8 protein-coding genes are annotated in these 5,697 nt (G+C 41.1%); 6 read left to right on the forward strand and 2 right to left on the reverse strand.

Annotated elements, in window-relative coordinates; genetic code table 11:
- The first annotated feature begins 11 nt into the window (after positions 1–11).
- Entirely contained in the window at positions 12–212 is a 201-nt protein-coding gene (locus IQ229_RS10580; protein ID WP_012411649.1) for a hypothetical protein, read from the forward strand.
- A gap of 115 nt (positions 213–327) precedes the next feature.
- Here the strand turns inward: IQ229_RS10580 and glnA are convergent, their stop codons facing one another.
- Positions 328–1,749, reverse strand: a complete 1,422-nt coding sequence (gene glnA / locus IQ229_RS10585) for a type I glutamate--ammonia ligase (RefSeq protein ID WP_194043480.1) — start codon at positions 1,747–1,749, stop codon at positions 328–330.
- Positions 1,750–2,107: 358 nt separating this feature from the next.
- Here glnA and apcB point away from each other — a divergent pair, with 358 nt between their 5' ends.
- The 5 genes from apcB to IQ229_RS10610 all read left to right on the forward strand — a co-directional run bounded on the left by apcB (position 2,108) and on the right by IQ229_RS10610 (position 5,142).
- The gene (gene apcB / locus IQ229_RS10590) at positions 2,108–2,617 is read left to right on the forward strand and encodes an allophycocyanin subunit beta (RefSeq protein WP_194043482.1); all 510 of its coding nucleotides are present in this window, start codon (positions 2,108–2,110) and stop codon (positions 2,615–2,617) included.
- A 388-nt stretch (positions 2,618–3,005) separates the two neighbouring features.
- Entirely contained in the window at positions 3,006–3,425 is a 420-nt protein-coding gene (locus IQ229_RS10595; RefSeq protein ID WP_194043484.1) for a XisH family protein, read from the forward strand.
- A complete protein-coding gene (locus IQ229_RS10600) occupies positions 3,413–3,748 on the forward strand; it encodes a XisI protein (protein WP_194043486.1) in 336 nt (111 codons plus the stop codon). Before IQ229_RS10595 ends, IQ229_RS10600 begins: the two co-directional genes overlap by 13 nt.
- Positions 3,749–3,888: 140 nt before the next feature.
- Complete coding sequence (locus IQ229_RS10605; protein ID WP_194043488.1) at positions 3,889–4,323, forward strand: DUF29 family protein; 435 nt, start codon at positions 3,889–3,891, stop codon at positions 4,321–4,323.
- A complete protein-coding gene (locus IQ229_RS10610) occupies positions 4,324–5,142 on the forward strand; it encodes a TlyA family RNA methyltransferase (protein WP_194043490.1) in 819 nt (272 codons plus the stop codon). It abuts the gene before it with no gap.
- Positions 5,143–5,283: 141 nt separating this feature from the next.
- Here IQ229_RS10610 and IQ229_RS10615 read toward each other — a convergent pair whose 3' ends face one another.
- A complete protein-coding gene (locus IQ229_RS10615; protein ID WP_194043492.1) occupies positions 5,284–5,541 on the reverse strand; it encodes a Calvin cycle protein CP12 in 258 nt (85 codons plus the stop codon).
- Between the last annotated feature and the right edge of the window lie 156 nt (positions 5,542–5,697).

The following is a 5,697-nucleotide window of genomic DNA, read 5'->3' on the forward strand; positions in this document are numbered from 1 at the left end:
GAGAAAGGGTTATGTCTATCGCAGATAAATCTCGTGCATTAATGGTGCGTGAACACCAACAAGTCAAGAATCGCCAACAATCAATGCTGATGCGTGCAGCACAAGAACTTGGTCTTCCTGAAGAAGTATCTCACTACTGGAATCCGATTCAAGGCAAAGTAGATGCTAGCAGCCGGATGATTTATGGCCCCAGCCACGCTTCCATGAGCTAAGTCTGAAGAGTTTTAAGGTTGATTTTTTAAGTGAATATTTCAACCGACAACTTTGAAAAAAAAGCCACCCTCTAGGGTGGCAAAACTTATATATTTAGATAGGTACGGTACTTAATTAAGCATCGTAGTAGAGGTAAAACTCATAGGGATGAGGACGCAGCTGCAACTGCTTGGCTTCGTTAAGCTTGTAGTCGATCCAGTTTTCGATAAAGTCTTCCGTGAATACGCCTGATTCTGTCAAGAAGGCGTGATCGTTTTCTAGTGCTTGCAGTGCTAGTTCTAAAGAACTTGGAGTTGAGGGAACTTTTGCAAGCTCCTCTGGAGAAAGTTCATAGATATTCTTATCTAAGGGTTCACCAGGATGGATTTTGTTCTTGATGCCATCGATACCAGCACAAAGCATTGCAGCAAATGCTAAGTAGGGGTTAGATGTAGCATCTGGACAACGGAATTCCAAACGTTTGGCTTTGGGGTTCTTACCAGATAGAGGAATACGGATAGAAGCAGAACGGTTCCCTTCGGAGTAAGCTAAGTTAACAGGAGCTTCATAACCAGGTACTAGGCGCTTGTATGAGTTGGTGCTGGGGTTGGTAATTGCCAATAGTGCTGGTGCGTGTTTGAGAAGACCACCAATGTAGTACAACGCCATTTCACTCAAGCCAGCATACTTATCACCTGCAAACAGAGGTTGACCGTCTCTCCAGATGGACTGGTGACAGTGCATTCCTGAACCGTTATCGCCAAAAATCGGTTTTGGCATGAAGGTGACAGTTTTACCGTATTTCTTGGCAACGTTCTTGATGACATATTTGTAAGTCATCAACCAGTCAGCTGCTTCGATCAACTTACCAAAACGGAAACCTAGTTCGCACTGACCACCAGTAGCAACTTCGTGGTGATGCTTTTCAATGGGCACACCTAATTCTGCCATTGTCAACAGCATCTCTGTACGGATATCTTGAAAAGAATCCGTCGGTGAGACTGGGAAGTAACCTTCTTTGAAGCGTGGTTTGTAACCCAAGTTGGGTTTTTGCTCTGTACCAGCTTTACCGGAATTCCAAGCACCTTCTTCGGAGTCTAAGAAGTAGTAGCCTTCGTTAGCAGTTTGGGCAAACCTAGCACTATCAAAAATAAAGAACTCAGCTTCAGGGCCAAAGAAGGCTGTATCACCAATGCCACTGGAAACCAAGTAATCTATTGCTTTTTGGGCAATAACGCGTGGGCAACGGTTGTACGGTTCACCCGTGCGGGGGTCTTTAATACTACAAATTATACTTAGTGTTGGTACTTCCATGAATGGGTCGATCCAAGCAGTGTTGGGGTCGAGTACCATTGTCATGTCCGATTCGTTGATCGCTTTCCAACCCCGAATGCTGGAACCGTCAAAAGCTACGCCATCAGTGAATGCAGTCTCATCGATTTGGTTCTGGTACAGTGTGAGGTGCTGCCAAGTCCCTACTGTATCGATGAATTTGAGATCAATCAGTTGAATTTTTTCATCTTGAATTTTCTTCAAGAGTTCTTGGGGTGTCGTCATTGTTACTCCTTCTCTACCAATTTCCTAAAGTAAAACCAGAATCTTACATTGCATCCTAACCCTGCTGATCTCAATCAGTCCGTGACACACCAGAAATATCTTAAATACTAGACATTAGCTGATTTTGTAGTTTGTGCTACAGATATCTGGATTATCAGGTTATATTAACCTTTCAGGGATCATCTGTACAAAACTGGAAAGTTCATCATATAGGGGTCAACTTTGGCATAGAATCCATAGATAGTGGATAAATTGTTTTTGTGCCGAATCTATTTTTAATAGCACAAAAATTTACTGGTGCATAAGTGCAGCCAAATAAATATCAAACCATAAATAGTAATGATTGGGAGAAGAAGGAATGCGCGATGCGGTAACAAGTTTAATTAAGAATTATGACTTAGCTGGTCGGTATTTTGACCGGAATGCGATCGATAGCCTAAAGTCTTACTTTGATAGTGGTACAGCAAGAGTACAAGCGGCGGCGGCAATCAATTCTAATGCAGCTGCACTTGTCAAACAAGCTGGTTTGAAGTTATTTGAAGAACTGCCAGAATTGATTCGCCCTGGTGGAAATGCTTATACAACTCGTCGTTATGCAGCTTGTCTGCGCGATATGGACTACTATCTGCGCTATGCAACCTATGCGCTGGTTGCAGGAAATACAAATGTGTTGGATGAACGAGTGCTACAAGGGCTACGGGAAACTTACAATTCTCTAGGAGTACCTATTGGGCCTACGGTTCGCGGTATCCAGATTCTCAAGGATCTGATTAAGGAGCAAGTAGCAGCAGCTGGTGTGGCTAATACTGCTTTTGTGGATGAACCATTCGATCACATCACACGCGAGTTGAGCGAGATAGATATTTAGCATCTAGCTCTGGTAATTAGAAATCGTGGAACTATACAAACAAAGTTCCTGTAATCTTAAGTGGACTTCATACATATCGCACTTTGGCTTGATTGGCAAAGTGCGTTTACTTTTATTAATGCAAAAAATTTTTGTTTGACAAATTAATTAGTAGTACTTAAAAAATTTTATACCTGCTCTTATGATATTTATTATTGATATAAATAATTTTGGGCTAATAGTTCTATAAGTATTAATGATCTAGAATTCCTGCATGGTGCGGCTTTTCTTCGACTCCTCAAAGGAACATCTTATATTTATATTAGTTATTTATTTTAATTTGCGATCGCGCCTGTATAAAATAACTTTGCTAGATTAAAGCTGTGTTTTTGAAGCTATCTTTCGACTAATGCCAGCCAGAGACATTTACCACACCGCAGTTATTAAAGCACTTATTGCAGATGGTTGGACAATAACCAACGATCCCTTATACCTAGCATACGGGGGTAGAGAACTTTACGTAGATATTGGAGCAGAAAGAGTTACCATTGCTGCTGAGAGAGACGATCAAAAAATAGCTGTTGAAATCAAAAGTTTTCTGAGTCCTTCTCCCGTGAATGACCTCCAGGAAGCTGTAGGACAGTATGAAGTTTATCGTAGCGTGCTTAAAGAACTACAACCAAAACGCCAACTTTATTTAGCAGTTCCCAAGCGGGTTTACGAAGGTATATTTTCCGAACGCTTTGGTCAGCTAATTCTTAATAGTATAGGAATAAACCTAATTGTCTTTGACGAGCAACTAGAAAGGATTATCAGATGGATAAGCTAGCTCGGTATCGTGAAATTATTCGTCAGTTGATATTTGACTATGCTAGTCACAAGCCTGCTAACGGTCAAATAGAGACAGAAGCAGTCATTGATTTGGAGCGAGACCACTACGAAGTGTTACACATTGGCTGGGATGGAGTGCGCCGCGTACATGGTTCGGTGGTACATATAGATATTATTAATGATAAAGTGTGGATTCAATATGATGGTACTTCTCAGCCAGTTGCAGAGGCATTATTAGAAGCGGGTATTTTGCGCGAAGATATTGTCTTGGGTTTCCATCCTGCCGAACTACGGCAATACACTGATTTTGCTGTATCTTAATTATCTGAATATTGTGGTATTTGCAAAGAATAATACATTTAAATAGCGATCGCTAATAGATTAAACGCATTAGCTTGTCTTATCTGAACTGGAACCGTCATAAGCCACAATAGAAGTTGCCGATGTTTGAGGCGCTGATTATGGAAGAATTATTAACCCTAAAAGACTTACTTGTTAAAGGCGATGTTCAAGGAGCATTGATTATAGTTGAAGAATTAACAGAAATGAGCCGAAATGACATAATCAAGACGATTCGTAGCTATGCAGTGATTTTATTGTTGCATTTGATTAAACAACAAGCTGAAAATCGCACTACTCGCTCTTGGGAAGTCTCTATTCGGAATTCGGTTCGGGAAATTCAGCGGGAAAATAAGCGGCGTAAAACGAGGGGATATTATCTCACGCCAGAAGAATTGTTAGAAACCTTAGCAGAAGCCTATTTAAATGCCATTGATGAGGCTTCTCTAGAAGTAGAAGAAGGTCGTTATGAAGCCCAAGAATTAGAAAAGCTGGTTAACCGCGAAGAAATCATCAATCGTGCTTTGGCTTTAATTTTACCAGGAGAGTCTAATTAATTGGCTAAACAGCGACTCGACACACTATTAGTAGAGTTAAATTTATGTTCTTCTCGCGCCTTAGCACAGAGGTTAATTCAGGCGGGAGAAGTTACTGTTAATCAGCAGCTAGTTGATAAACCTGGTACTGAAGTTGATATTGCAGCTCAAATAAATATTAAAGAGCGATCGCCTTTTGTTTCTAGAGGCGGTGAAAAACTCTCTAAAGCTTTGTCAGTATTTGCCATTCCTGTAGCAGAGCGCATTTGTTTAGATGGTGGGATTTCTACTGGTGGTTTTACTGATTGTCTCTTGCAAGCTGGAGCAAAACAAGTTTACGGTATTGATGTCGGTTACGGACAAGTTGACTGGCGGTTGCGAAATGATCCGCGGGTGATTTTGCGGGAACGCACCAATTTACGCCAACTACGACCGGATGAGTTATATGGTGAAAATGACCCGATTCCTGATTTGGCGGTGGTTGATGTATCGTTTATTTCTTTAACTAAGATTCTGCCTGCTTTGTGGCAACTAACTCAAGCTAACCGAGAAACTGTATTGTTAGTCAAGCCACAGTTTGAAGTCGGCAGATCCCGTGTGGGTAAAAAAGGTGTTGTACGCGATCCAAACGACCAAGCTGATGCCATTTTCCAGGTGTTGCAAGCTGCCCACGAATTAGGGTGGAAATACAAAGGCTTAACTTGGTCGCCGATCACTGGCCCTGCTGGGAATATCGAATATCTGTTGTGGTTGGGAATGGAAAGTGAAGCCCCACCACTTGATTTAGAGGCAATTAAGCAAATAACACAATCAGCAATAACTGATTTACGGAAAAGTTAAAGAAGAATGCAGAATTCAGAATCAATTAGTAGGGCACTTAAATCCACGTATTCAGCATTCGACTGAGCGCTCATGCCGAAGTCTGCACTCGAACTCCAATTCATACTCAATTCTGATTCCTGACTCCTGAATTCTTTCTTGTTAAACGTCGTAGATTAGACATTCTACAGAATCTGGATGGCGATCGCAGTAATTTTCCAAAGAGGTTTTCTTTGATTTTGCTTGGTGTTGATGAGATTTCTCGGCTTGCAATTCTTCTACAATATCCCAGGCTACGACACAGCCAGCAGAATTACTGCCATCTAGATCGCAAGTTGTTCGGGCTTCATTAATAGCATTAGTAATGGCTTCTTCAAGATTTGCTGCCTTAGCAATTTCAACTTTTAGGGTAGTTGTCATGATACCTTCACCTTATAATTTACAGACAGAGTTATTAGCTGCAAGCTCTTAATGACCTCAATCAGCTCACATTTCTAGTTTAGATAGTTTTCATAATACAGGTAGTGGTAAACAACTCCATCTTTTTGGCAAAATTAAGTGGGATTAGCATCTCGA

Origin of the sequence: Nostoc cf. edaphicum LEGE 07299 (assembly GCF_015207245.1) — a bacterium.
GTDB classification, from domain to species: Bacteria; Cyanobacteriota; Cyanobacteriia; order Cyanobacteriales; family Nostocaceae; genus Nostoc; species Nostoc edaphicum_B.

Bases quoted from the DNA above. Each gene is read 5' to 3' on its own strand.
- IQ229_RS10580 (WP_012411649.1), top strand. From the start codon at position 12: ATGTCTATCGCAGATAAATCTCGTGCATTAATGGTGCGTGAACACCAA.
- glnA (WP_194043480.1), bottom strand. From the start codon at position 1,749: ATGACGACACCCCAAGAACTCTTGAAGAAAATTCAAGATGAAAAAATT.
- apcB (WP_194043482.1), top strand. From the start codon at position 2,108: ATGCGCGATGCGGTAACAAGTTTAATTAAGAATTATGACTTAGCTGGT.
- IQ229_RS10595 (WP_194043484.1), top strand. From the start codon at position 3,006: ATGCCAGCCAGAGACATTTACCACACCGCAGTTATTAAAGCACTTATT.
- IQ229_RS10600 (WP_194043486.1), top strand. From the start codon at position 3,413: ATGGATAAGCTAGCTCGGTATCGTGAAATTATTCGTCAGTTGATATTT.
- IQ229_RS10605 (WP_194043488.1), top strand. From the start codon at position 3,889: ATGGAAGAATTATTAACCCTAAAAGACTTACTTGTTAAAGGCGATGTT.
- IQ229_RS10615 (WP_194043492.1), bottom strand. From the start codon at position 5,541: ATGACAACTACCCTAAAAGTTGAAATTGCTAAGGCAGCAAATCTTGAA.